Source organism: Massilia sp. X63, from assembly GCF_041023745.1.
Classification (GTDB): Bacteria; Pseudomonadota; Gammaproteobacteria; order Burkholderiales; family Burkholderiaceae_D; genus Telluria.
In genome coordinates, this window is the sequence record NZ_JBFTEF010000003.1 from 463,819 (window position 1) to 485,415 (window position 21,597).

Annotated in this window: 18 protein-coding genes and 1 riboswitch; of the genes, 12 read left to right on the forward strand and 6 right to left on the reverse strand. The window is 66.9% G+C overall.

What is annotated here, in order from left to right; translation table 11 throughout:
* The first annotated feature begins 20 nt into the window (after positions 1 to 20).
* On the forward strand, positions 21 to 1,646 hold the full coding sequence (locus AB3347_RS09170) for a hypothetical protein (protein WP_369091474.1): 1,626 nt from the start codon (positions 21 to 23) through the stop codon (positions 1,644 to 1,646).
* Between the two features lie 60 nt (positions 1,647 to 1,706).
* On the opposite strand, the gene AB3347_RS09175 is transcribed toward AB3347_RS09170, so the two are convergent.
* The 4 genes from AB3347_RS09175 to AB3347_RS09190 are packed head-to-tail and all read right to left on the reverse strand — an operon-like array spanning position 1,707 to position 4,580.
* Positions 1,707 to 1,955 (reverse strand): hypothetical protein, encoded by a 249-nt coding sequence (locus AB3347_RS09175; protein WP_369091475.1) that lies wholly within the window; start codon positions 1,953 to 1,955, stop codon positions 1,707 to 1,709.
* A gap of 10 nt (positions 1,956 to 1,965) precedes the next feature.
* Positions 1,966 to 2,817, reverse strand: coding sequence for a diaminopimelate epimerase (gene dapF / locus AB3347_RS09180; protein ID WP_369091476.1), 852 nt, complete (start codon positions 2,815 to 2,817; stop codon positions 1,966 to 1,968).
* Between the two features lie 51 nt (positions 2,818 to 2,868).
* Complete coding sequence (locus AB3347_RS09185; RefSeq protein ID WP_369091477.1) at positions 2,869 to 3,732, reverse strand: lipid A biosynthesis acyltransferase; 864 nt, start codon at positions 3,730 to 3,732, stop codon at positions 2,869 to 2,871.
* Positions 3,729 to 4,580 (reverse strand): lysophospholipid acyltransferase family protein, encoded by an 852-nt coding sequence (locus AB3347_RS09190; protein ID WP_369091478.1) that lies wholly within the window; start codon positions 4,578 to 4,580, stop codon positions 3,729 to 3,731. Before AB3347_RS09190 ends, AB3347_RS09185 begins: the two co-directional genes overlap by 4 nt.
* A gap of 188 nt (positions 4,581 to 4,768) precedes the next feature.
* Here AB3347_RS09190 and metK point away from each other — a divergent pair, with 188 nt between their 5' ends.
* The 4 genes from metK (at position 4,769) to metF (ending at position 8,918) form a co-directional block, all read left to right on the forward strand.
* Positions 4,769 to 5,935 carry a methionine adenosyltransferase gene (metK, locus tag AB3347_RS09195; RefSeq protein ID WP_369091479.1) on the forward strand — a complete coding sequence of 389 codons (1,167 nt, stop codon included), beginning with the start codon at positions 4,769 to 4,771 and terminating at the stop codon, positions 5,933 to 5,935.
* Positions 5,936 to 6,103: 168 nt separating this feature from the next.
* A riboswitch (S-adenosyl-L-homocysteine riboswitch) is annotated at positions 6,104 to 6,177 on the forward strand.
* 27 nt (positions 6,178 to 6,204) lie between these two features.
* Entirely contained in the window at positions 6,205 to 7,632 is a 1,428-nt protein-coding gene (gene ahcY, locus AB3347_RS09200) for an adenosylhomocysteinase (RefSeq protein WP_369091480.1), read from the forward strand.
* A 112-nt stretch (positions 7,633 to 7,744) separates the two neighbouring features.
* The gene (locus AB3347_RS09205; protein WP_369091515.1) at positions 7,745 to 8,101 is read left to right on the forward strand and encodes a phage holin family protein; all 357 of its coding nucleotides are present in this window, start codon (positions 7,745 to 7,747) and stop codon (positions 8,099 to 8,101) included.
* Positions 8,088 to 8,918, forward strand: a complete 831-nt coding sequence (gene metF, locus AB3347_RS09210; RefSeq protein WP_369091481.1) for a methylenetetrahydrofolate reductase [NAD(P)H] — start codon at positions 8,088 to 8,090, stop codon at positions 8,916 to 8,918. The genes AB3347_RS09205 and metF overlap by 14 nt, the downstream gene beginning before the upstream one ends.
* 209 nt (positions 8,919 to 9,127) lie before the next feature.
* On the opposite strand, the gene AB3347_RS09215 is transcribed toward metF, so the two are convergent.
* Positions 9,128 to 9,667: a 5-formyltetrahydrofolate cyclo-ligase gene (locus AB3347_RS09215; protein WP_369091482.1), complete on the reverse strand. Its 540-nt coding sequence runs from the start codon at positions 9,665 to 9,667 to the stop codon at positions 9,128 to 9,130.
* Between the two features lie 155 nt (positions 9,668 to 9,822).
* Here AB3347_RS09215 and AB3347_RS09220 point away from each other — a divergent pair, with 155 nt between their 5' ends.
* From AB3347_RS09220 to AB3347_RS09245, 6 genes are all read left to right on the forward strand, one after another.
* A complete protein-coding gene (locus AB3347_RS09220) occupies positions 9,823 to 11,826 on the forward strand; it encodes a transglycosylase SLT domain-containing protein (protein WP_369091483.1) in 2,004 nt (667 codons plus the stop codon).
* A gap of 50 nt (positions 11,827 to 11,876) precedes the next feature.
* On the forward strand, positions 11,877 to 12,839 hold the full coding sequence (locus AB3347_RS09225) for a complex I NDUFA9 subunit family protein (RefSeq protein WP_369091484.1): 963 nt from the start codon (positions 11,877 to 11,879) through the stop codon (positions 12,837 to 12,839).
* A gap of 43 nt (positions 12,840 to 12,882) precedes the next feature.
* Entirely contained in the window at positions 12,883 to 13,602 is a 720-nt protein-coding gene (locus AB3347_RS09230) for a glutathione S-transferase family protein (RefSeq protein ID WP_369091485.1), read from the forward strand.
* 14 nt (positions 13,603 to 13,616) lie between these two features.
* Positions 13,617 to 14,849, forward strand: coding sequence for a multifunctional CCA addition/repair protein (locus tag AB3347_RS09235; RefSeq protein ID WP_369091516.1), 1,233 nt, complete (start codon positions 13,617 to 13,619; stop codon positions 14,847 to 14,849).
* A 149-nt stretch (positions 14,850 to 14,998) separates the two neighbouring features.
* The gene (locus tag AB3347_RS09240) at positions 14,999 to 16,513 is read left to right on the forward strand and encodes a diguanylate cyclase (protein ID WP_369091486.1); all 1,515 of its coding nucleotides are present in this window, start codon (positions 14,999 to 15,001) and stop codon (positions 16,511 to 16,513) included.
* A 52-nt stretch (positions 16,514 to 16,565) separates the two neighbouring features.
* Positions 16,566 to 17,228 carry an N-acetyltransferase family protein gene (locus tag AB3347_RS09245; RefSeq protein ID WP_369091487.1) on the forward strand — a complete coding sequence of 221 codons (663 nt, stop codon included), beginning with the start codon at positions 16,566 to 16,568 and terminating at the stop codon, positions 17,226 to 17,228.
* Positions 17,229 to 17,231: 3 nt separating this feature from the next.
* Here the strand turns inward: AB3347_RS09245 and AB3347_RS09250 are convergent, their stop codons facing one another.
* Positions 17,232 to 17,747 carry an Lrp/AsnC family transcriptional regulator gene (locus AB3347_RS09250; RefSeq protein ID WP_369091488.1) on the reverse strand — a complete coding sequence of 172 codons (516 nt, stop codon included), beginning with the start codon at positions 17,745 to 17,747 and terminating at the stop codon, positions 17,232 to 17,234.
* Between the two features lie 206 nt (positions 17,748 to 17,953).
* On the opposite strand from AB3347_RS09250, the gene AB3347_RS09255 reads away from it, so the two are divergent.
* Positions 17,954 to 21,508, forward strand: coding sequence for an indolepyruvate ferredoxin oxidoreductase family protein (locus AB3347_RS09255; protein ID WP_369091489.1), 3,555 nt, complete (start codon positions 17,954 to 17,956; stop codon positions 21,506 to 21,508).
* The last annotated feature ends 89 nt before the right edge of the window (positions 21,509 to 21,597 follow it).

The following is a 21,597-nucleotide window of genomic DNA, read 5'->3' on the forward strand; positions in this document are numbered from 1 at the left end:
CCACACCAGGACAAGCAACCATGGCAAACCGCGAAGAACTGGCGATCATCCGCAACGCCCGCGCAGGGCAGGCCGCTGCCCAGCTCGAGCTGGGCAAGCTCTACCTGTTCGGGAGCGCCGGCCTGCCGCAGAGCCTGCCAACCGCCCTGCATTGGCTCGAGCGCGCCGCGCGCCAGGAATGCCGGCAAGCCTGGCAACTGATCGGCAACCATATTCCCCTTGCGTTGGCGCGAGCCAACGCAGGCAGCCTCGCGCCGTGGTACGAGCGTGCCTACGACGACGGCAGCGTGCATGCCGGCCTCGTGTTTGCCCAACTGGTGCTGGGCGACGGCAGCGCCGGCGCCACCGCCGAGGCGCCCATGTTCGCCAAGGCCCTGCGCGCCCTCGAAGATGCGGCCCGGGCCGGCTTCCCCGATGCGCAATGGCTGCTGGGGCGCCGCCGCGATACGGCCCCGTTGCGGCCGGCCGCCGGACCGGCCCCGGTCTCGTCCGCGGTCGCGGCCCAGGGCTGGCTGCGGCGCGCGGCCGACGGCGGCGTGGCCGAGGCCCGTTCCGCCGTGCTCGAGCAGGCCTGGGATGCCGGACACTGGGACGACTACCTGGCGCGTGCGCTGCCGCTGGCGCGCGAGGTGGTGCGCACGGCCGGCAGCCAGGACGGCGTGCACCGGCTGGCGCCGGGCGACATCGCGCTGCTGTCGCGCGTGGCGCGCCTGCTCGATGCCGACGTCGAGTCGGGCATCCGCCATGGGGAGGGCAGCGACGCCCTGGCCCGGCACCGGTTGGCGCTTGCGCCCGCCGAGCCGCTGTGCTTCTGGGAGCTCGCAGCGGCCGAGCACGACCGCCATGCCCAGCTGGCGATGGGCTTGCGCTGCGCGCGCATGGACGTGGCCGGCCGCCGCATCGTCGCCGGTGCCGGCGCGGGCGCCGCCAATTTCAAGAAAGCGATCCGCTGGCTGACGCTGGCCGGCGAACAGGGGCTGGCCCAGGCCTGGTACGCGCTGTCGCGCATCTACATCAAGCCCGAGTTTTCTCAGCGCAATGTCGGCGATGCCCAGCGCTACCTCGAGCGCGCGGCCGAGATGGGGTACCGCGACGCCCAGCTCGAATGCGGCCACAACGCCTGGCGCGCGCGCCGCGAGAACGAGAGCAAGGACGTCGCCGCCGTGTACTGGCTGCAAAAGGCGCTAGCCCAGGGCAGCGCCGAGGCGGCGGCGCTGCTGCGCAAGATTGCGCCGCGCCTGTCCTCACCTTCCTATGTCGAGACCGGCAGGCTGCTGGAGGGGAACGACGAGGTGCTGCGCGCCCATCCGCTGCTGCACGCCAGGCTGGAGCTGGCGGCGCTGTTCAGCCTGTCGCGCGCCGAAGCGCTGTTGCTCGACGTCCCGGCCGCCGACCATGGCCACTGCCTGGTGATCGACATCCGCGCCAGCTACGGCCGCAGCAAGCGCCGCCTGGTGCTGGTCGACACGGCGCAGGAACGCCATGCGCTGGACCGTATCGCGCGGCTGTTCGAAGGAATCGATTGCGGGCCGTCTGGGCCGGAAGGCAATTACCGGCAGCGCTTGTACCGCTTACGGACGCTGCTCGGCGCACACGGCAAAGGCGAGGATGAAGGGGACGGCGCCGAGATCGGCCTGGCGGCCTGAGTCAGGCAAGAGCGCTCGCCCGACACACGCTAGGGCGTCCTGAAAGGGCGCCCGTGCCGCTTACTGGCCGACACAGATGATCCTGGTGTCATATTCGTGGGCGTTGCCTTTCTTCTTTGCTGCCCACTGCATGACTTCCTGGGCTTCCGCGACCGTCATGACGGTGGCTTTCTCCTTGTTCCTGATGAAGGAGACGCCTTCGAACTTGCCCTCCTTGCTGCGCATTACGCGGGCGAATACGGGCGGACTCTTGCCTTCGTCGCTGCGCTTGTTTTGCTGGACGAGGTAACGCTGGTCGATGCTTTCCATTGCTGCTCCTTCAGATCTCGATTTCGCCTTCGAACACCGTGACCGCCGGTCCGCTGAGGTACACCGGCTGGCCCACGCCCGCCCATGCGATGCTGAGCTCACCGCCACGCGCCGACACGCGCACCGGCGAATCGAGCAGGCCGCGGCGGATGCCGGCCACCACGGCCGCGCAGGCCCCGGTGCCGCAGGCCAGGGTCTCGCCGGCGCCGCGTTCGAACACGCGCAGCTTGATGTGGTGGCGGTCCACCACCTGCATGAAACCGGCATTCACGCGTTTCGGGAAGCGCGCATGGGTTTCGATCGCCGGGCCCATGGTCTCCACCGGCGCGGCGTCGACGTCCGCGACCACCTGCACCGCGTGTGGATTGCCCATCGAGACCACCGACACGAACACGGTCTTGCCGCCCACCGGCAGCGGCCAGGTGGTGTCTTCTCCTTCGGCCCAGCCGCCCAGGCCGGCGGCGTCGAACGGCACTTCGGCCGGATCGAGCTGGGGGGCGCCCATGTCCACCGTCACGCTGCCGTCACTCTCCAGGCGCGGGGCGATGATGCCCTTCATGGTCTCGACCCGGATGCTTTTCTCGCTCGACAGCGCCTTGTCGCTCACGAAGCGGGCGAAGGCGCGCGCGCCGTTGCCGCATTGTTCGACTTCGCCGCCGTCGCTGTTGAAGATGCGGTAGCGGAAGTCGACGCCGGCGCTCACCGGGCGCTCGACCACCAGGATCTGGTCGGCCCCGATGCCGAAGCGGCGGTCGGCCAGCCGGCGCCACTGTTCAGCGCTCAGGTTGACGTCCTGGTTGATCGCGTCCACGACGATGAAGTCGTTGCCCGCACCGTGCATCTTGGTGAATTTGAGTTTCATGTCTGTTTCACTTTTGCTTGACCGGATCCGAAATGGATCAGCCCAGCCTGATTAGTCGTAGAACGAGGGCTCGCCCGGCGGCCGGGTCTTGAAGCGCTTGTGGGTCCAGAAGTATTCGGCCGGCGCTTCGCGCACGCGCTCCTCGATGAAGGCATTCATGCGGCGGGTCGCTTCGACCATGTCGTCGCCCGGGTAATTTTCCCACGCGGGGTAGAAACGCACACGCCAGCCCTGGTAGTTCGGCAGATAGGTGGCAACCACCGGGATCACCTTGGCGCCGGTGGTCGCCGCGATGCGGCCCAGCGCGGTGAGGGTAGCGGCCGGAATGCCGAAGAAGGGAACGAACTCGGCGTCCTTTTCGCCGAAGTCCATGTCCGGCAGCATGAAGTAGGGCAGGCCGTCGCGCAGTGCGCGCAGGATCGGCTTGATGCCTTCCTTGCGCGTCACCAGGCGTACCGGGCCGTAGCGTTCGCGCCCGTGGCGCAGCAGCTTGTCGAAGGCTTCGTTCTTCTGCGGCACATACATGCTGCACACCGGGATCACGCGCGAGGCCACGCCGGCCACGTCGAGGCAGACGAAGTGCGGGCACAGCAGGATGGTCGGGCCGGCTTCCATCTCGGCCTGCGGCACGCTTGGCTCGACGTGGATATAGCTGCGCACGCGTTCCTCCGGCGCCCACCACAGGATCGAGCGCTCGAAGATGCTGCGCGCGTAGGCGCGGAAATGCTGCTTGGCGATGGCGTGGCGCTCGCCGTCGGATTTCTCGGGCATGCACAGGCGCAGGTTGGTCAGCGTGATGTGGCGCCGCTTGCCCATCACCAGGAACATCAGGCTGCCGACCGCTTCGCCCAGGCGCCCCAGGATGGGCAGCGGCAGGAAGTGCAGCAGCCACATGATGCCGAGCAGGATCCTCATGCCGCGGCCTCGCTTTCCGGGCCGGTCACGCCTTCCGGCTGCTTGTAGCGGTTGTAGCTCCAGAAATACTGCGCCGGGCAGCGCGCGATCAGCTGCTCCATGGCGCGGTTGATGGACGCCGCCTGGTCCGCGGCGCTGCCTTCCAGGCTGCCTTCGAAGGGCACGAAGCGCACCACGTAGCCGCGGCCGCGCGGCAGGCGCTCGGCATACACCAGCAGGATGTCGGCCTTGCCCAGCTGGGCCAGCTTGGCGGGCAGGGTCATGGTGTAGGCGGAGCGGCCGAACCACGGCGCCCATACGCCTTCGCCTTCCTGCGGCACCTGGTCGGGCAGCAGGCCGATCGGCTCGCCGGATTTCAAGGTCTTGGCGAGGATGCGCACGCCGGACAGCGTGGCCGGGGCCAGCTTGAGGTTGTGGCGGGCACGGGCGCCTTCGACCAGGGGTTTCAGCGCGCTCTTCTTCGGCGGGCGGTACATGACGGTCAGCGCGGTCTGCAGCGCGATTTGCTGGGCGGTCATCTCGAAGCAGCCCAGGTGCGGGGTCAGGAACACGATGCCGCGCCCGGCGTCCAGGCGCTTCTGGACCAGCTCCCAGTTCTCGACGCTGGCGTGGCGCGCCACGCGCCTGGGATCGGCGCACCAGACGAAGGCCAGTTCGATGATGGCCTTGCCGGCCTCCGCGACGGCCGCGTTCAGGTGGCGTTCATAGCCGGCCTGCGCCAGGTTGGCGCGCAGGCGGCGGCGGTAGGAGCCGGACAACAAATAGACGAGCCAGCCGAGGGCCGATCCGAGGACATGCAAAAACGGCAATGGAAATACCGATAATGCACGGAATAAAGAAACTAACATGCGATTGACCAGGGTTGAAAGAAGGGGGCTTGGTAGAGCAAAATTCTCGAAGGAAGCGTAAAATACCACTTTATGCAGGATCCGCCGAGTTAATAGACAACTTGCGAAGCGGAATATAAATGTCGCTAAAGCGTCGCAGGCACCCGTTGCTGCGGCACGTACTTAACACAGCAGTAACTGGAGCCACCATGTCCAACGACTACCTCTTCACTTCCGAATCCGTTTCCGAAGGCCACCCCGACAAGGTCGCCGACCAGATTTCCGACAGCATCCTCGACGCCATCCTGGAACAGGATCCGCGCGCGCGCGTCGCTGCCGAAACCCTGTGCAACACCGGCCTGGTGGTGCTGGCGGGTGAAATCACTACCCACGCCAACGTCGACTACATCCAGGTGGCGCGTAACACCATCAAACGCATCGGCTACGACAACACCGACTACGGCATCGACTACAAAGGCTGCGCCGTGCTGGTGGCCTACGACAAGCAGTCGCCGGACATCGCCCAGGGCGTGGACGAAGGCGCGGGCCTGGACCTCGACCAGGGCGCGGGCGACCAGGGCCTGATGTTCGGCTATGCCTGCGACGAGACCCCGGAACTGATGCCTGCCGCCATCTATTATTCGCACCGCCTGGTCGAGCGCCAGTCGCAGCTGCGCAAGGACGGCCGCCTGCCATGGCTGCGTCCGGACGCCAAGTCGCAGGTCACCCTGCGCTACGTCGACGGCCGCCCGGTGGCGGTCGACACCGTGGTGCTGTCGACCCAGCACGCGCCGGAAGTCTCGCACTCGCAGATCGAAGAAGCCGTCATCGAAGAGATCATCAAGCCGGTCCTGCCGCGCGAATGGCTCGAAGGCACCAAGTTCCTGGTCAACCCGACCGGCCGCTTCGTCATCGGCGGCCCGCAGGGCGACTGCGGCCTGACCGGCCGCAAGATCATCGTCGACACCTACGGCGGCGCAGCGCCGCACGGCGGCGGCGCGTTCTCGGGCAAGGATCCGTCCAAGGTCGACCGTTCGGCAGCCTACGCCGCGCGCTACGTCGCCAAGAACATCGTGGCCGCCGGCCTGGCGCGCCAGTGCCAGGTGCAGGTGAGCTACGCGATCGGCGTGGCCCGCCCGATCAACATCACCGTGTACACCGAAGGCACCGGCGTCATCTCCGACGAGAAAATCGCCCAGCTGGTGATGGAACACTTCGACCTGCGCCCGAAAGGCATCGTGCAGATGCTCGACCTGCTGCGCCCGATCTACGCCAAGACCGCGGCCTACGGCCACTTCGGCCGCGAAGAGCCGGAGTTCACCTGGGAGCGCACCGACAAGGCGGCGCTGCTGCGCGCGGAAGCGGGGCTGTCGTAATGAAGTGACTGGTGCGCGCCATATTGGTACGCACGCAAATTGGGTTCCGGTGAAGGCCGGAACCCAGTTCCGTGGCGCAGTGTTTGACACCCCTGCACCACCTGCTCAAGCATCCTGAACAAACAACAGCAGCGGCCACAAGCCGCCGCCCTTCGTGTTAAACTCATGAATTCCGAGGAGCGTTGCGACAAAGATTCCCCTCTTTGCCAGGCTCGGATAATCAGCAACCGCGCTCACGTTACTTTTTTTCAAAACATTGAAAGGAGGGCGTGATGAGCGCCGTACTCAAAGACATCAACGATTTCCACGTAGCAGACATCTCCCTGGCATCCTGGGGCGAGAAGGAAATCCGCATTGCAGAAACCGAAATGCCGGGCCTGATGGCGATCCGCGAGGAATACGCTAGCGCCCAGCCGCTGAAAGGCGCGCGCATTGCCGGTTCGCTGCACATGACCATCCAGACCGCGGTCCTGATCCGCACCCTGGAAGCCCTCGGCGCGCAAGTGCGCTGGGCATCGTGCAACATCTACTCGACCCAGGACCACGCCGCCGCCGCCATCGCGTCGGTCGGTACCCCGGTGTTCGCCGTCAAGGGCGAAACCCTGGACGAGTACTGGGAGTACACCCACCGCATCTTCGAATGGCCGGGCGATGGATCGGCTGCAAGCAACGCCAACATGATCCTGGACGACGGCGGCGACGCGACCCTGCTGCTGCACCTGGGCGTGCGCGCCGAGAAGGACATCTCGGTGCTGGACAAGCCGGGTTCGGAAGAAGAAATCTGCCTGTTCAACTCGATCAAGGGCCGCCTGGCGCGTGACCCGGCCTGGTACTCGAAGCGTCTGCCGTGCATCCTGGGCGTGACCGAAGAAACCACCACTGGCGTGCACCGCCTGTACCAGATGCACCAGGAAGGCAAGCTGGCCTTCCCGGCGATTAACGTCAACGACTCGGTCACCAAGTCGAAGTTCGACAACCTGTACGGCTGCCGCGAATCGCTGGTCGACGGCATCAAGCGCGCGACCGACGTCATGATCGCCGGCAAGATCGCGGTCATCGCCGGCTACGGCGACGTGGGCAAGGGTTCGGCCCAGGCCATGCGCGCGCTGTCGGCGCAAGTGTGGGTCACCGAGATCGACCCGATCTGCGCACTGCAGGCCGCGATGGAAGGCTACCGCGTCGTGACCATGGACTACGCCGCCGAACACGGCGACATCTTCGTCACCTGCACCGGCAACTACCACGTCATCACCGAGCAGCACATGCTCAAGATGAAGGACCAGGCGATCGTCTGCAACATCGGCCACTTCGACAACGAGATCGAAGTCGCGGCGCTCAAGAAGTACGAGTGGGAAAACATCAAGCCGCAGGTCGACCACGTGATCTTCCCGGATGGTAAGCGCATCATCCTGCTGGCCGAAGGCCGCCTGGTGAACCTGGGCTGCGGCACCGGCCACCCGTCCTACGTGATGAGCTCCTCGTTCGCGAACCAGACCATCGCCCAGATCGAACTGTTCGCCAACACCGACAAGTACCCGGTCGGCGTGTACACGCTGCCGAAACACCTGGACGAGAAGGTCGCCCGCCTGCAGCTCAAAAAGCTCAACGCCCAGCTGACCACGCTGACCGAAGAGCAGGCCGCCTACATCTCGGTGAAGAAAGAAGGTCCGTACAAACCGGACCACTACCGTTACTAATCGATAGGTAGTCAATGCGGGCGCTGAGTTTAACCAAAACCAGCGCCCGTTTTTTCAACAGCCGGACGTTCGGTGAAACCGCCACGTCCGCGTACCACGAAAGTCGATGTTCATGCGCCTGCTCATTACCTGGCTGATCAATGCCGTGGCCCTGATGGCCCTGCCGTTCCTGATGTCTTCCGTCGTCGTCACCAATTTCACGACCGCGCTGATCGCCGCGCTCGTGCTGGGACTGGTCAATACCCTGATCCGTCCCGTGCTGGTGCTCCTGACCCTGCCGGTGACGGTGGTCTCGCTCGGGCTGTTCATCCTTGTCATCAACGCCTTCCTGTTCTGGATGGTGTCGCACTGGATCGAAGGTTTTGAAGTTGCCGGTTTCTGGTCGGCCTTCCTGGCGGCGATTTTGTACAGCATCATTTCGTGGGCGCTTTCTAGCTTGCTCCTCAAAGACAATGATGGAAACTCCTAATTTCAGTATCGAGTTCTTCCCCCCGAAGACCGACGAAGGCGCGGAAAAGCTGCGCGTCGTGCGCCAGAAGCTGGCCGACCTGCGCCCCAAGTACTTCTCGGTGACCTTCGGCGCGGGCGGCACCACCCAGCAGGGCACCTTGCAGACGGTGCTCGAGATTCAATCCGAAGGCATGGACGCCGCGCCGCACCTGTCCTGCGTCGGCGGCACCAGGGAATCGCTGCGCGCCATCCTGCAGCAGTTCCAGGATAACGGCATCCGCCGCCTGGTGGCCCTCCGCGGCGACCTGCCGAGCGGCTATGGCGGCGGCGGCGAATTCCGCTACGCCAACGAGCTGGTCGAGTTCATTCGCAAGGAAACCGGCGACTGGTTCCACATCGAAGTGGCGGCCTATCCGGAAATGCACCCGCAGGCGCGTTCGCCGCAGGACGACCTGCAGGCCTTCGCGCGGAAGGTAGCCGCCGGTGCGAACGCCGCGATCACCCAGTATTTCTACAACGCGGACGCCTACTTCGACTTCGTCGACAATGCCCGCAAGCTGGGCGTGGACGTGCCGGTGGTGGCGGGCATCATGCCGATCACCAACTACACGCAGCTGATGCGCTTCTCGGACATGTGCGGCGCCGAGATCCCGCGTTGGGTGCGCAACAAGCTGGCCAGCTTCGGCGACGATTCGGCCTCGATCAAGGCCTTCGGCCTGGACGTGGTCACCAGCCTGTGCGAACGCCTGCTCGCCGGCGGCGCGCCGGGCCTGCACTTCTACAGCATGAACCAGGCTGCGGCCACCACCGCCATCTGGCAGCGTCTGGTGAAGTAGGCTGTTGCTTTCGTAGGATGGGCGGCTACACCCAGGCAGGTGCATCACAGCGTCGTCAATGCCGCCCACGCGTCCCAATCTCGCTGCTGCTGCCCGCGCGACTGTTCTTCCGCTGGCTGAACGCGTGGGCGGCGCCGCAGTCAAGGCTGATCACGTTCACTCGGTGGAGCCGCCCACCCTAGGCTTGAGTGTTCTTCAGGTTTCGAGCGTTATTCCAGTTCGGTAACGATCTCATCGAGCGGGATGTCATATTCCCCGATCTCGAACTCCGCCTGCTGGCACGCATACGCGATGCCCAGCGTCCGCGGACGCGGCGGCGCCGCCAGCGTCCTGTCATAGAAGCCCCCGCCATACCCGAGCCGGTAGCCGCGCGCATCGAAGCCGAGGCAGGGCACCAGCAGCGCATCCGGGCGTTCCACCATCCGCAGTTCCGCCGGTATCGCCACACCGAGGCTGTCCGCCACGGTTGCTTCTCCCGGCACCCACGCGGCGAAACCGAGGGCGGTATCGCGCGCCAGCACGACAGGCAGGGCCAGCCGTACGCCTGCCTCCGCCAATTCCGCGTAGGCTGGACGCAGGTCGGGTTCACCCGCGAGCGGCCAGTACACGCCCAGCGTGGCGTCCGGATTGGCCTGCCACCACGCCAGCACGCGCGCGCCGATGCGGTCGTCCCAGGCGCGCCTGGTGGCGTGGTCGATGGCGCGGCGCCGCTCCTTGAGCGTCCGGCGCAACTGTGGTTTATCCAGCATGGCGCTTGCGCCAGCGTCTGGCAGGGGCCCGGGGGCGCATGGTATTCTTGATTCGCCGGTCATGGTTTGAATGCAGCGTACATTGAGAGTTGTGGATGTTTCAATCGAGATTGACAACCGGCTTGCAGCCGGTCGCCTTTGCCCTTGTCTTTGCATTGTGGACGCTGACATCCAGCGCAGTCCATGCCGAATCCCCGCTCGCATCGGCGCCGGATGCCGGCCAGGCTGCACCCGGCGCCCAGGTCGTCCCGCCGGTGCCGGCAGGCGCTCCGACCGTGCCGGGCGCCGCACCGGCGGTCGCCGACGCCCGCGCCGATGACGATACCTTCCTGCTGCTGCGCGAAGCGGCGCGCCAGAACGACGCCGCGCGCGTCAACGCCCTCGCATCGCGCCTGCCGCCGAACTATCCGCTGGCGTCCTACGTCGACTATTATCGTCTGAAACCCCGGATGCGCGACGCCAGCACCGAGGAGATCCGCGAGCTACTGCGGCGCCACGAGGGCACGGCCGTCGCCGAGCAACTGCGCGCCGAATGGCTGCTCGACCTGGGCCGGCGCCGCGACTGGGCCGGTTTCGAGCGCGAAGCGGGCCAGCTGGCGCGCGGCGACAACCTGCAGATCCGCTGCTACGCCTTGCTGGCGCGCGCCGGCCGCGGCGAGCGGGTGGGGCAGGAGGCCCGGACGCTGCTCGGCAGCCCGCCCGCCTACGGCGAAGCCTGCGCGGCCCTGATCGCGCAGCTGGTCCAGACCGGCCAGTTCAGCGAGGCCGACCTGCTGTGGCAGCTGCGCCTGGCCGGCGAAGCCGACGCTACCGGCCCGGCGCGCCGCATCGCCGTGCTGCTGGGCGCCTCCGACACGCGCGCCGCCCAGGCCGTGGACGTACCCGCCGTGGCGATGGCGCGCGGCATCGGCAAGACCCGCGCCGAGCGCGCCATCTACCTGGTGGCGATCGGCCGCATGGCGCGCACCAGCCTCAAGCTGGCCACGGTCGCGCTCGACAAGAACAGTCCCAAGCTGAGCGCCGAAGAACGCGCGACCGGCTGGGCCAGCATCGCGCATGCCGCCTCGATCGCCCTGTCGCCGGATGCCGCCACCTATTGGCAGCGCGCCAACGGCGTCCAGCTCACCAACGAGCAACTGCAGTGGAAGACCCGGATCGCCCTGCGCCGCGGCGACTGGAAGACCGTACGCGCGACCATCGAGGCCATGCCGCCCCAGCTGCGCGCCGACAATGCCTGGGTCTACTGGATGGCGCGGGCAGACAAGCACGACGGCAAGAATGCAGAAGCCACGGCGGCGCTCGAACGAATTGCAAGTCAGCACAGTTTCTACGGCCAGCTGGCGCTGGACGACCTCGGCCGGCAAGTGGTGGCGCCGCCGCCCGCCCTGCCGATCAGCACCGAAGAGCTGGCATCGGTGAATGCCAACCCGAGCCTGCAGCGCGCGCTGAAGTTCTACAGCCTGCGCCTGCGCGCGGAAGGCAACCGCGAATGGAACTGGGGGCTGCGCGGCATGTCTGACCGTCAGTTGCTGGCCGCCGGCGAGCTTGCACGGCGCAATGACCTGCTCGACCGTACCGTCGAGACCTCCTTGCGCACGCGTACCGAACTCGACTACGCGCAGCGTTTCCCGGCGCCGCACCTGGACGTCCTGCACCCGACCGCGCAGGGCCTGGGCCTCGACAAGGCCTGGGTCTACGGCCTGATCCGCCAGGAGTCGCGCTTCATCAGCGATGCGCGTTCCGGCGTCGGCGCCTCCGGCCTGATGCAGGTGATGCCCGCCACCGGCAAGTGGGTGGCGGCCAAGATTGGGATGGATAACTTCGTGCACGGCATGCTGAACGACCTGCGGACCAACATCACGCTCGGCGCCAATTACATGAACATGGTGCTGGCCAACTTCGACGGCGACGAAATCCTCGCTACGGCGGCCTACAACGCCGGGCCTTCGCGCGCCCGTGCCTGGCGCGGCCAGCTCGAGCAGCCGATGGAAGGGGCGGTGTTCGTCGAATCGATCCCGTTCTCGGAAACCCGCAACTACGTGCGCAACGTGCTGGCCAACGCCACCAACTACGCCGCGGTATTCGAGAACAAGCCGCAGTCGATCCGCACCCGGGTGCGGCCGGTACAGCCACGCGAGCGCGCCGCCATCCTGCCCTGAGCTCGGTTGAGCGCACCGGAGCCCGGCGGGCTCCCTGAAGGAGAACTGCCATGCGCGACAGCAACGTGGTGGTCATCGGCGGTACCGGCTTCATCGGCGGCCACGTGCTGGCGCGCCTGGCGCAAGACGGCGTCGGCACGCGGGTGGCGGCACGCCATTACGAGACCGCCAAGCAACTCACCACCTTGCCCTACCTCGACCTCGAACTGGTCGACATCCACGACGACGCCGCGCTGCGCCGCCTGCTGACGGGGTGCGATGCGGTGATCAACCTGGTCGGCGTGCTGCACGGCGGCCACGGCAGGCCCTACGGCCCGGGTTTCCGGCACCTGCACGTGGAGCTGCCGCGCCGCATCGTCCAGGCTTGCGCCGCGCTCGGGGTGCCGCGCTACTTGCACATGAGCGCGCTCGGCGCCAGCCCCAGCGGCGCCTCGATGGTCCAGCGCTCCAAGGCCGACGGCGAGCTGGCCGCGCGCAGCCAGCCGCAGGTGGCCGCCACGATCTTCCGCCCTTCGGTGGTGTTCGGACCGGGCGACCATTTCCTGAGCCTGTTCGCGCGCATGCAGCGCCACCTGCCGGTGGTGCCGCTGGCCCGTCCGAACGCGCGCTTCCAGCCGGTCTACGTGGAAGACGTGGCCGCCGCCTTTGCGCTGGCGCTGCGCGAACCCCACCTGGGCGGCGCCACCATCGAACTGGGCGGCCCGCAGGTGTACACCCTGGCCGAACTGGTAAGGCTGAGCGGACGCTACGCCGGCCACGAACGCCGCATCCTGGGCTTGCCGGACTGGGCGGCGCGCCTGCAGGCCCGGCTGTTCGAACTGCTGTCGGGCGAGCCGCTCCTCAGCCGGGACAATCTCGATTCCATGAAGACCGATAATGTGGTCGATCCGCAAACACAAGCCTTGACAGCGGACGCGCTGGGAATCAAGCTGACGGCGCTCGAAGCTGCTGCACCGCACTATCTGGCGGCCGAAAGCAGCCTCGATCACTATCGTGAGCACGCCGGGCGCTGATTCCGTTAGGCTTCAGGGCCATCGCCTTCAACCACAGGACACCATGCAGACCATCGAACTCGACCCGACCCTGTCTTCCACCCTCGAGCAAGCCCGCCAGCCGGGCCTGACCCTCGTCATCGGCAACAAGAACGTGTCGTCGTGGTCGATGCGGCCCTGGGTGGCCGCGGTGGCGTTCGGCATCCCGTTCACCGAGATCCGCGTCCTGCTCGACAAGCCCGACACCGCCGCCAACATCGCACGCTATTCGCACGCCGGCCGGGTGCCGGTGCTGCTGGCGGGCGAGATGACGATCTGGGACAGCCTGGCCATCGTCGAATACCTGGCCGAGCAGTTCCCCGACAAGCACATGTGGCCGCAGGACGTCGCCGCGCGTGCGCTGGCGCGCTCGATCGTGGCCGAGATGCATGCGGGCTTCGCTGAGCTGCGCGGCGCGATGTCGATGAACATCCAGGCCAGGCTGCCGGGCCGCGGCCGCACGCCGGGCGCCCAGGCCGATATCGGCCGCATCTGCGAGATCTGGGAAGACTGCCTGTCGCGCTTCGGCCATCACGGCTTCCTGTTCGGCGACTTCTCCATCGCCGATGCCTTCTATGCGCCGGTGGTATGCCGCTTCAAGACCTATGGCGTGGCGCTGGCCCCGGCGCTGCAGGCCTACTGCGAGCGCGTGCTGGCCCACCCGGCGGTGGCGCGCTGGGTCGACGAAGCGATGCGCGAGATCGACCCGACCCCGCAGCACGACCTCGACCTGCCGCAGGAGTAAGGGTGGCCGATACCCTGCGCAGCTACGTGGTGGGCGGCGCCGTGCGCGACGAGCTGCTCGGCCGTCCCGTGGTCGACCGCGACCACGTGGTGGTCGGCGCCACGCCGGAGCAGATGCTGGCACTGGGCTTTCGTCCGGTCGGCAAGGATTTCCCGGTCTTCCTGCATCCCGACACGCACGAGGAATACGCGCTGGCGCGCACCGAGCGCAAGACCGCGCCCGGCTACCACGGCTTCGTGTTCCACACCTCGCCCGACGTCACGCTCGAGGACGACCTGGTGCGGCGCGACCTCACCATCAACGCCATGGCGCGCGCCGACGACGGCAGCATCGTCGACCCCTACGGCGGCCAGGCCGACCTGGAGGGACGCATCTTCCGCCACGTGTCGGGCGCCTTCGCCGAAGACCCGGTGCGCATCCTGCGCCTGGCGCGCTTCGCCGCGCGCTTCCCGGACTTCCGCGTCCACGAGAGCACCAATGCACTGATGCAGCGCATGGTCGACGCCGGGGAGGTCGACGCCCTGGTGCCAGAACGCGTCTGGCAGGAGCTGTCGCGCGGGCTGATGGAGGAACGGCCCTCGCGCATGTTCGCGGTACTGCGCGACTGCGGGGCACTGGTGCGCATCCTCCCTGAACTCGACGCCCTGTGGGGCGTGCCGCAGCCGCCGCTGCACCATCCGGAAGTCGACACCGGCGTGCACGTCATGCTGGTGATCGACTACGCGGCGCAGCAGGGGCTGCCGCTCGAGGTGCGCTTCGCGGCCCTGGTGCACGACCTGGGCAAGGGCGCCACCCCCGACGAACAGTGGCCGGCCCACCACGGCCACGAACACCTCGGCATGAAGCTGGTGACGCAGGTCTGCAAGCGCCTCCGGGTGCCCAACGAATGCCGCGACCTGGCCCAGATGACGGCGCGCGAGCACGGCAACGTGAGCCGCGCCCTGGAACTGCGGGCCAACACCATCGTCACCCTGTTCGAACGCTGCGACGCCTTCCGCAAGCCGGAGCGTTTCGCGCAGATGCTGCTGGCCTCCGAGTGCGATGCGCGCGGGCGCGGGCACGCGGACCACCCGATGCGCTTCCAGGACTACCCGCAGCGGCCCCACCTGCTGCGCGCGCTGGAGGCGGCGCGCGCCGTGAACGCGGGCGAGGTCGCGGCGCGCTTCGCCGAACAGCGCGACAGGATCCCGGAAGCCGTGCACGCGGCGCGGGTCGCGGCAGTCAAGCTGGCCTTGCGCGAGCCGTAGGCGCGATCCGGTCCGGTGGAGCAGATCGCGCTTTCCCGTCCACGCTACGGTGCACGACGGAACGGCCGGGTTTTGCTATGCTCTCCGCATAACAACGACGATGTCATGGAGGAAAAATGGTTGCCGTGCTGGCGCAGCGCGTAGCGAGCTTGAAACCGCGTCGCCGCCTGCAACTTGCCGGCCTGGCCGTGCTGGTGCTGGCCTTGCTGCTCGCCTTTTTCTACATCCGCTCGGAAGGGACCGATCCCGAAGTCCGCAATGACGTGATGCTCAGCCTGCGCGAGCTGCAATCGCTCGACGCCGAATGGGACGCCAACCTCCTGCGCGCCCATATCGGCCGGGCGCCGGCCGCGCCCCAGCTCACCACGCAGCTGCCGCGCATGCGCGAGCTGCTGGCGCGCCTGGCCGCAGCGGTGCCGGAAGCCGCCAGCCCGGCGGTACAGACGGCCTTTACCCAGCTGCGCGACGCCATGCAGCGCAAGGAGCTGCTTGCCACCCAGTTCGGACGCCAGAACCCGCCGCTGCGCGAGGCCCTGACTTACCTGCCGCCGGCGGTGGCCGACCTCAAGACCGAGCTGGGCGGCATCGAAGGGGCGCTGGCCCCGGCGCGCCTGGTGGTGCGGCTGGACGCCTCGCTGAATGCGCTGCTGACCGAGATCCTGCGCTACAACGTGGTCCCGAGCCCGCCGCTGGCGGCGCGCATCGACGAGATCCTGGGCGACATCGCCGCCCAGGAAATCGCTTTCTCGCCGGCCGTGGTCGAGAAGATGGACGCCATCATCAAGGCTTCCCGCGTGATCCTGGAAAAGCGCCCGCTGGAAAACCGGATCGAGGCGCAAATCGCCGCCACCGCCACCGGCGCCGCCCTCGACAACCTGGGACGCGAATTCGACCGCGCCTTCGACGCCGCACTGGCGGTGCGCGAGCGCTACCGCGGCTACCTGGCCGCCTATTCGGTAGTCCTGCTGCTCCTGCTGGCCTATGCCGGCATGCGCCTGCGCCGCAGCTACCGCATCATCGGCGAGGTCAACCATCGCCTGCAGGCCGCCAACGAGAATCTCGAGCACCGCGTTGCCGAGCGCACCGCCGAACTGGAAACGCAGTCCAAGCAGCTCGAACGCCTGGCCCAGCACGACAGCCTGACGGGCCTGATCAACTACCGCCAGCTGACCCGCCTGCTGGAGCGGGCGCTGGCCCGCGCCACCCGTCGCGACTCGGTGGTGGTGATCATGTTCATCGACCTGGACGGCTTCAAGCTGGTGAACGACACCTACGGCCATGCCACCGGCGACCTGGTGCTGCAGATGGTCGCGCGCCGGGTGCAGGAAAAGCTGCGCGCCGAGGATGCGCTGGCGCGCCTGGGCGGCGACGAATTCGTCATCATGCTGGAAGACGTCGCCTCGCGCGAAGGCGCGCTGCGCGTGGCCCAGCTGGCGCTCGACCAGATCAAGTCGGTGACCGAGGCGGACGGCAATCCGGTCTCGATCTCGGCCAGCATCGGCATTTCCAGCGCCCGCGGCCAGGTCGGGGCGGCGCGCGGCTCGGCCGCGCTGCTGGCCGAGGCGGACAAGGCCATGTACGAGGCCAAGCAGGGGGGCAAGGGCGTGTTCGTGGTCAGTCCGGCAAGTCAATGGATCGTCCCGGTGCGAAATGACGCGCAATAGTACAATCCGCTACAATCGCGGTTAATGTTGCACTGCACCAAAGGACGCTAAGATGTTGGACAATTCCCTGGTTCGCTGGCTGAAAGGCCTCGGCGGCAATGCCCGTGGCAAGCCCGGCCGTCCGACCGTGCTCGTCAAGGAACTGGGCGAGCGCGACCGCCGCCGCATCCTGCGCCATTTCCTGGCGCTGGACGACAACGATCGCCTGCTGCGCTTCGGCAGCGTCATTCCGGACGACGCGATCACCAAGTACGTCAGCAAGATCGATTTCAGGCAAGACATCGTGTTCGGCGTGGTGAACCGCGTGTTCCAGCTGGTCGGGGTCGGCCACCTGGCCTTCGCCAAGGCCGACAAGAACAAGCCGACGCAAAAGGAAAGGGTGGCCGAGTTCGGGGTGTCGGTGTCGAAGTCGGCGCGCGGGCAGGGCGTCGGTTCGCGCCTGTTCCAGCGCGCGGCCATCCACTGCCGCAATGCCGACGTCGACACCCTGTACATGCAGTGCCTCACCTCGAACCAGACCATGATGCACATCGCCAAGAAGGCAGGCATGGAGATCAAGCGCGAGTACGGCGAAGCCGACGCCTACCTGCAGCTGCCGCCGCCGAGCCCGGCGAGCGTGATGGCGGAGGCGCTGGAAGAGCAGTGGGCCATGATCGATTACAACGTCAAGGCCAACGCGCGGGCGGCAGTGAAGTGGCTGACGCCGAAGAAGTGATGCTCACCCCGCCACAGGCAGTGCGGTAGTTTCCTTAATACGCTGCAAGGCAAAACTCGACTTCACATCCAGTACCGCCGGATGCTTGAGCAGGGTCCCCATCATGAAGCGCGAGAAGTGGTCCATGTCTTCCACGTGCACGCGCAGCAGGAAATCCATCTCCCCGGTCATCGCATAGCAGGCCACCACCTCCGGCCAGGTGCCGACCGACACCGCGAAATCGTTGCGCGGCGAGGTCGCCGGCAGCCCCGGACCGCCGCGCGCACCGCCCGCCACTTCGCTGTGCTTTTCCAGGCGCACGTTCACATAGGCCAGCAGGCCGAGTCCAATCTTGTCCGGGTCGACCAGGGCCACGTACTGGCGGATCACGCCCGCTTCTTCCAGGCGCTTGATGCGGCGCAGGCAGGGGGATGGAGACAGGTTGACGCGCTCGGCCACGTCCTGGTTCGACAGCCGGCCGTCGGTCTGCAGGACGGCCAGGATCTTGCGGTCGGTCTTGTCGAGCTCGATTTTTGACATGGTTTCCTCGGTAGATTCGCGAACCCAGCAATTTTATTGCGCAAATCCGTCGGCGGGGGGAATTGTTTGGAATTTAATGCCGGATGGGCAGGACTATACTGTGCGCCTGATGGATCAGGCTGGTCAGACCCAGCCCCGCGCGCCCAGATGGCCAACAAGAGCCGTAGCGCGCCACGCATCCCTGGCGACATTTACGGAGACACCGCATGAACGCACCCCTCGAGCGCGCCAACCTGGCGCTGCCCCAGCACGACATCACGCTTGACGACAAGTGGACGCTCGACCGCGGCCGCGCGTTCATGACGGGCACGCAAGCCCTGGTGCGCCTGCCGATGCTGCAGCGCGAGCGCGACCTCAAGGCCGGCCTGAACACCGCCGGCTACATCACGGGCTACCGCGGCTCGCCGGTCACCGCCGTCGACCAGACCGCGATGAAGGCGAAGAAGCACCTCGACGCCCACCACGTGAAGTTCCACCCGGGCATGAACGAAGACCTGGCGGCCACCGCCGTCTGGGGCACCCAGCAGACCAACCTCTATCAAGATGCCAAGTACGACGGCGTGTTCGCCATGTGGTACGGCAAGGGCCCGGGCGTGGACCGCTGCGGCGACGTGTTCAAGCACGGTAACAATGCCGGCTCCTCCAAGCACGGCGGGGTGCTGGTGCTGGCCGGCGACGACCATGCGGCCAAGTCTTCCTCGACCGCACACCAGTCGGACCACATCCTGACCCACTGCGGTATCCCGGTCCTGTACCCGTCGTCGGTGCAGGAATACCTGGACTTCGGCCTGCACGCCTGGGCCATGAGCCGCTATACCGGCCTGTGGGTGTCGATGAAGTGCGTCACCGACATCATCGAATCGGGCGCCGTGGTCGACCTCGACCCGGACCGCGTCCAGATCACGCTGCCGACCGACTTCGAACTGCCGCCGGGCGGCCTGAACATCCGCTGGCCGGACGCCGTGCTGGACCAGGAAGTGCGCATGAGCAACTTCAAATGGTATGCGGCGCTGGCCTATGCGCGCGCCAACAAGCTCAATCGCATCATCTGGGACAGCAAGAAGCCGAAGATCGGCATCATCACCGCCGGCAAGAGCTATGTCGACACGCGCCAGGCGCTGGCCGACCTCGGCATCGACGAACAGGCGGCCGCCGACATCGGCCTGCGCCTGTACAAGGTCGGCATGACCTGGCCGCTCGAATCCGAAGGCGTGCACGAGTTCGCGCGCGGCCTGGACGAGATCCTGGTGGTCGAAGAGAAGCGCCAGGTGATGGAATACGCCCTGAAGGAAGCGCTGTACAACCTGCCGGACGCGGAACGTCCGCGCGTGGTCGGCAAGTTCGACGACACCGGCGAGTGGAGCAACAAGGACCGCATGGGCCACGGCGACTGGCTGCTGCCGGCCACCTACGAGCTGAATCCGGCGCAGATCGCGCGCGCCATCGCCTCGCGCATCTCGCACTACTGCGCCGGCCATCCGGTCGAGCAGCGCGTGAAGGAACGCATTGCCTACCTGGAGAACAAGGAGCTGGTGCTCAAGTCGATCCCGGCCAAGGCGAATCCGGAAACCGACCGCATCCCGTACTTCTGCTCGGGCTGCCCGCACAACAGCTCGACCAAGGTGCCGGAAGGCTCGCGCGCCATGGCCGGCATCGGCTGCCACTACATGGTGCTGTGGATGGACCGCGAAACCTCCACCTTCACCCACATGGGCGCCGAGGGCACCACCTGGATCGGCCAGTCGCCGTTCACCGACGAGAAGCACGTGTTCGTGAACCTGGGCGACGGCACCTATTTCCACTCGGGCATCCTGGCGATCCGTGCGGCGGTGGCCGCGAAGGTCAACATCACCTATAAAATCCTGTACAACGACGCGGTCGCGATGACCGGCGGCCAGAACGTCGACGGCCCGCTCGATCCGGGCATGATCACGCGCCAGATCGCCGCCGAAGGCGTGCGCCCGATCATCGTCGTCACCGACGAACCGGAAAAATACCCGGACGACTACGCCTGGGCCGAAGGCGTCACCGTGCGCCACCGTTCCGAATTGATGGACGTGCAGAAGGAACTGCGCGAGATGCCGGGCGTGTCGGCCGTGATCTACGACCAGACCTGCGCCTCTGAAAAACGCCGCCGCCGGAAAAAAGGCGAGTTCCCCGACCCGGCCAAGCGCGCCGTCATCAACGAAGCCGTGTGCGAAGGCTGCGGCGACTGCTCGGTGCAGTCCAACTGCCTGTCGGTCGAGCCGCTCGAAACCGAGCTGGGCCGCAAGCGCCAGATCAACCAGTCTTCGTGCAACAAGGACTTTTCCTGCGTCTCCGGCTTCTGCCCGAGCTTCGTCACCGTCGAAGGCGGCGGCCTGAAGAAGCCCAGGAAAGCCGCGACCGCCGATGCCGCACCACCTAGCTTGCCGATGCCGCGCATCCCCTCGGTCGAATCGCCCTTCGGCATCCTGATCGCCGGCGTCGGCGGCACCGGCGTCGTCACCGTCGGCCAGATCCTGGCGATGGCGGCCCACGTCGAAGGCAAGGGCGCGCTGGTGCTCGACCAGTCCGGCCTGGCCCAGAAGGGCGGCCCGGTGATGTCGCACGTGCGCCTGGCCGAACACCAGGCCGACCTGCATTCGACCCGCGTCGGCACCGGCAGCGCCGACCTGGTGATCGGCTGCGACCAGATCGTCACCGCCAGCCGCGACGCCTTGAGCCGCATGGGCGAGGGCCGCACCTGGGCCGCCGTGAACTCGACCGGCGCCACCACCGCGGCTTTCGTCAAGAACCCGGACTGGCAATTCCCGGCCGAGGGCTCGAAGGGCGCCATCCTGCAGGCTTGCGGCGCCGATAACGTCGACTTCGTGGATGCCGGAAAAATCGCCACCGCCCTGATGGGCGACGCGATCGCGACCAATATGTTTATGCTGGGCTATGCCTTCCAGAAGGGCCATGTGCCCCTGCAGGAAGCCTCGCTGCTCAAGGCGATCGAACTGAACGGCGTCTCGGTGCCGTTCAACAAGGCCGCCTTCAACTGGGGCCGCAGCGCCGCCCACGACCTGGCCTCGGTGAAGAAGCTGGCGACCCCGGCCCAGGTGATCGAGTTCAAGCGCACCGAGACCCTCGACGACATCGTCAAGCGCCGCGTCGAGCTGCTGACCGCTTACCAGGACGCCGCCTATGCCGCCAGGTACCAGGCCTTCGTGGAGCAGGTGCGCGCCGAGGAAGCAAAGCTGGGCAAGGGAAGCCGCCTGGCCGAAGCCGTGGCGCGCTACTTCTACAAGCTGATGGCCTACAAGGACGAGTACGAAGTCGCCCGCCTGCATACCGATCCGGCCTTCAAGGCGAAGATCGCGGGCATGTTCGAAGGCGACATCAAGCTGAAATTCCACCTGGCGCCGCCGCTGCTGGCCAAGCACGACAAGGAAGGCCGCGCCCTGAAGAAGGAATACGGCGGCTGGATGATGGGCGCCTTCGGCGTGCTGGCCAAGCTCAAGCGCCTGCGCGGCACCCCGTTCGACGTGTTCGGCTACACCGCCGAGCGCCGCACCGAGCGTGCGCTGATCGGGGAATACCGCCAGACCGTGGAGGCCCTGCTGCCGAAGCTGACGAGCGAGAACCTGGCCAAGGCGGTGGCGATCGCCAGCATCCCGGAAGACATCCGCGGCTACGGCCACGTGAAGGAGCGCCACCTGAAGGCGGCCAAGCAGAAGGAAGCGGCCCTGGTCGCGGCCTTCCACCAGCCTTCCGGCGACGGCGTCCGCGTCGCCTGACGAAGGACCGAAACGGCCGGGCAGCCCGGCCGTTTCGGTTTGATGCACACTCCTTAGCATTTCCTGTTGTTCAGCGGACCCAACTGTTA

What these genes read in the sequence shown, in the direction of transcription:
- AB3347_RS09245 (WP_369091487.1), top strand. Translation starts at nt 16,566, where the DNA reads ATGTTGGACAATTCCCTGGTTCGCTGGCTGAAAGGCCTCGGCGGCAAT.
- AB3347_RS09255 (WP_369091489.1), top strand. Translation starts at nt 17,954, where the DNA reads ATGAACGCACCCCTCGAGCGCGCCAACCTGGCGCTGCCCCAGCACGAC.
- dapF (WP_369091476.1), bottom strand. Translation starts at nt 2,817, where the DNA reads ATGAAACTCAAATTCACCAAGATGCACGGTGCGGGCAACGACTTCATC.
- AB3347_RS09170 (WP_369091474.1), top strand. Translation starts at nt 21, where the DNA reads ATGGCAAACCGCGAAGAACTGGCGATCATCCGCAACGCCCGCGCAGGG.
- AB3347_RS09175 (WP_369091475.1), bottom strand. Translation starts at nt 1,955, where the DNA reads ATGGAAAGCATCGACCAGCGTTACCTCGTCCAGCAAAACAAGCGCAGC.
- AB3347_RS09190 (WP_369091478.1), bottom strand. Translation starts at nt 4,580, where the DNA reads ATGTTAGTTTCTTTATTCCGTGCATTATCGGTATTTCCATTGCCGTTT.
- AB3347_RS09205 (WP_369091515.1), top strand. Translation starts at nt 7,745, where the DNA reads ATGCGCCTGCTCATTACCTGGCTGATCAATGCCGTGGCCCTGATGGCC.
- AB3347_RS09185 (WP_369091477.1), bottom strand. Translation starts at nt 3,732, where the DNA reads ATGAGGATCCTGCTCGGCATCATGTGGCTGCTGCACTTCCTGCCGCTG.
- AB3347_RS09250 (WP_369091488.1), bottom strand. Translation starts at nt 17,747, where the DNA reads ATGTCAAAAATCGAGCTCGACAAGACCGACCGCAAGATCCTGGCCGTC.
- AB3347_RS09230 (WP_369091485.1), top strand. Translation starts at nt 12,883, where the DNA reads ATGCAGACCATCGAACTCGACCCGACCCTGTCTTCCACCCTCGAGCAA.
- metF (WP_369091481.1), top strand. Translation starts at nt 8,088, where the DNA reads ATGGAAACTCCTAATTTCAGTATCGAGTTCTTCCCCCCGAAGACCGAC.
- AB3347_RS09225 (WP_369091484.1), top strand. Translation starts at nt 11,877, where the DNA reads ATGCGCGACAGCAACGTGGTGGTCATCGGCGGTACCGGCTTCATCGGC.
- AB3347_RS09215 (WP_369091482.1), bottom strand. Translation starts at nt 9,667, where the DNA reads ATGCTGGATAAACCACAGTTGCGCCGGACGCTCAAGGAGCGGCGCCGC.
- metK (WP_369091479.1), top strand. Translation starts at nt 4,769, where the DNA reads ATGTCCAACGACTACCTCTTCACTTCCGAATCCGTTTCCGAAGGCCAC.